The 2,534-nt window shown below is 27.7% G+C and carries 3 protein-coding genes; all 3 read right to left on the bottom strand.

Translation table 11 applies throughout. The annotated features are described in order from the left end of the window. Positions 1 to 126: 126 nt before the first annotated feature. A complete protein-coding gene (locus EGM88_RS14005; protein ID WP_123899053.1) occupies positions 127 to 702 on the bottom strand; it encodes a hypothetical protein in 576 nt (191 codons plus the stop codon). Position 703: 1 nt separating this feature from the next. Beyond that, a complete protein-coding gene (locus tag EGM88_RS14000; RefSeq protein WP_123899052.1) occupies positions 704 to 1,411 on the bottom strand; it encodes a hypothetical protein in 708 nt (235 codons plus the stop codon). Positions 1,412 to 1,572: 161 nt separating this feature from the next. Further along, on the bottom strand, positions 1,573 to 2,409 hold the full coding sequence (locus tag EGM88_RS13995; protein WP_123899051.1) for a hypothetical protein: 837 nt from the start codon (positions 2,407 to 2,409) through the stop codon (positions 1,573 to 1,575). Positions 2,410 to 2,534: the final 125 nt, after the last annotated feature.

The following is a 2,534-nucleotide window of genomic DNA, read 5'->3' as shown; positions in this document are numbered from 1 at the left end:
TTGTTGCATTGGAAATAAAATCGACCGTAGGAGATTTATTCTAATTCAACAATGCAAGAAAACTATTGTCAAAATTTAATGAAGAAAAGGCTTGGTTTTTAGCTCAGTTCTTTGTTAGGCACAGTATTATTTTTCTTTTTTAATCAATTCAATTTCTAATTCGTTCTGCTTTTCTTCTAATTTTTCAATTTCTTCTTTATTCTCTTCAACTGCTTTGTTTTGATTTTCAACATCAGATTTCAGCTGTTTTATTTCTGTTGAGTTTTCTTTTGTGTCATTTAACAAACCAGAATATGAAAGAGCATAAATCAGACTCGTTATTGCAAGTAAAACTGCAATTGCATAAAAGAAAATATTTTTATCTAATTTTTCTGAAACCTTACTTTCAAGTTCTTGCCTTAAATTATCATTCGAATCAGTTATTTTTTCACTAACAGATTTTAAGTCTTTATTTAAACTATCATAACGAGAATTAATATTGTCAGTTAGTTTAAAGTAAATATTTGTCTCTGATGTTAAATTTTCATTTATCGTTTGAGAATTTATATTCGCACTTTGACTTTTGTTTATTTCAAAATTGGTAGATGTTTCTGATTCAGGAAAGGTTTTTCGTTGGTTTAATTTACCTAAACTTTTCTTTAAGTCGTAATCGTCATTTTTTGGTATGACAGGATTTCTGTTTTTTTTCTTTTTTCTACTCATATTAGAAATCCTTTAAATTCTCAACTAACGATTTTTCTACAGCAAGAGATGCAGTTATTACATCTTTGACTTTTGAAAAACTATTTAAGTTAGTGTTTTCAGTATTCAATAAATAATTATCTGTATCTACTGCAATACCAATTGAATTTTTTCTTTCGGGATATTTAAAAGTTCTTAAAAGAAATTGGTCATTTTTATCTAAAGGTCCAATATGATAAGTTCCGTTTTGATAAACTACTTGTAATCTTAAATCTTTTGTTGGATAATCTTGTAAGAAAATTTGATTAGGAAATGATTCTTTGAAATTTTTTAAAATATCAGAAAATTTAGTTGATTTTGTTTTATATGTACCTTGAATTCTACATCCTATTCTTTGAATTTTTAATTCTCCTAATATTTCTTTAATAGCTGAATACAATTTGGAAAAATCATCAACAAATTTTTCAATAGAATCCACTTTAGTACTAATTATCGATAATCGATTTATTTCGACTTGGATTAGGTTTCTGATTAGTTCATCTTGATTACTGTCAGCAATCTTTAATGCAGAATCTCCAATACTCCAATCGGCTGCTTTTATTATGTTCAAAGTATTTACTTTGTCCAATATCGTACCTTTTAAATCCAAAAATTTTGGTGCAGGTTGAAACCGAATTTCAATTATGATTTTTCGGTTCGTTATTAATGAATTATCTATGTTGTTTTTCATTCGTACATTTTTTTTTCATATTGTGCCTAACGGTTGGGCTATGAGTAGTTGCGTGGTTTAGCACTTAATTTTGCAAGTACATACCAAGCTGAAAATCCGCAAGGATTTTCAGAAGTAGGCGAGAACAAGCAATTACTTATAGCCATTGTTAGCATACGTTTTTATTGATTCAGAAATATATGGTCAATATAATCTTCATCTCTATTTTTTAATCTTCTTTTTGTAAAACCATCCACGTTTTCCAATTCAAATTGTTCAATATTGATTAAACCTTTAAAAGGCTTTGAATAAACTAATTTATTATTAGTCCGAAGCTTTAATCTCATTTCAGTCTCAAAAGTTCCTTTATATTTTACTTTTTTTAATATCAAAATATCATCTGGTCCTAATGAAGTATAAGCGTAGCTATTTCCACAAGTCGAATATATCCAATATTCTATTGGTTTCCATTCTCCCATTTTATTTTTAGCCTCTTGAATTAAAAATAAAGCTCCATCTTGATTATCAATATGTATTGTGTCTTTTGATGGGTTTCTAATAAAAACAGGATATGCTTTTACGTAATTTCTTGGTCTTTTTTTCCATATTTCATAAACAGAGTCAGTTTTAGTTTCGTCTATTTCTAGCCCATCACTTCCTTTTAGTGCTACTGGTGGTGGTGGAAAAGAAAAATTTTCCAAATCAATACTTAATTCTTGCTCGGTGTCAGCTATTAATTCTATTTTCGATTCTCTTTGTATAGTGTCAATTTCGATAAATTCGGAATAGTATTGATTTATATTTAGGCTTTTTTTAGTAATCAGAATTGTATCTTTTTTAGTTCCAATATATAATAGTTGATTAATTGGATTTCTGATATATTTTGTTTCAAGGATTTTGTTAGCTGTGGGTAATGAATCTTTAATTACTGGAACATTCCATTTCATATTTGACCTGTCTTTTTCGCTATTACACGATAAGATAATTAAAGATAGGAATATTGTTAATTGCGTTTTCATCAAATGTATGCTAATAAGATGTGTAAAGATAGTAAAACGTTAGTTTTATTCTCTTTACATAGTGTTAGTTGTTGTTAAACGGAACTCAAAGGAAGTTTCCTTTGAGTTAGTGAGTAAAATAACTT

The sequence above is a fragment of the Aureibaculum marinum genome (assembly GCF_003813905.1).
Lineage (GTDB): Bacteria > Bacteroidota > Bacteroidia > Flavobacteriales > Flavobacteriaceae > Aureibaculum > Aureibaculum marinum.
This window is presented reverse-complemented; position numbering and strand designations above follow the sequence as displayed.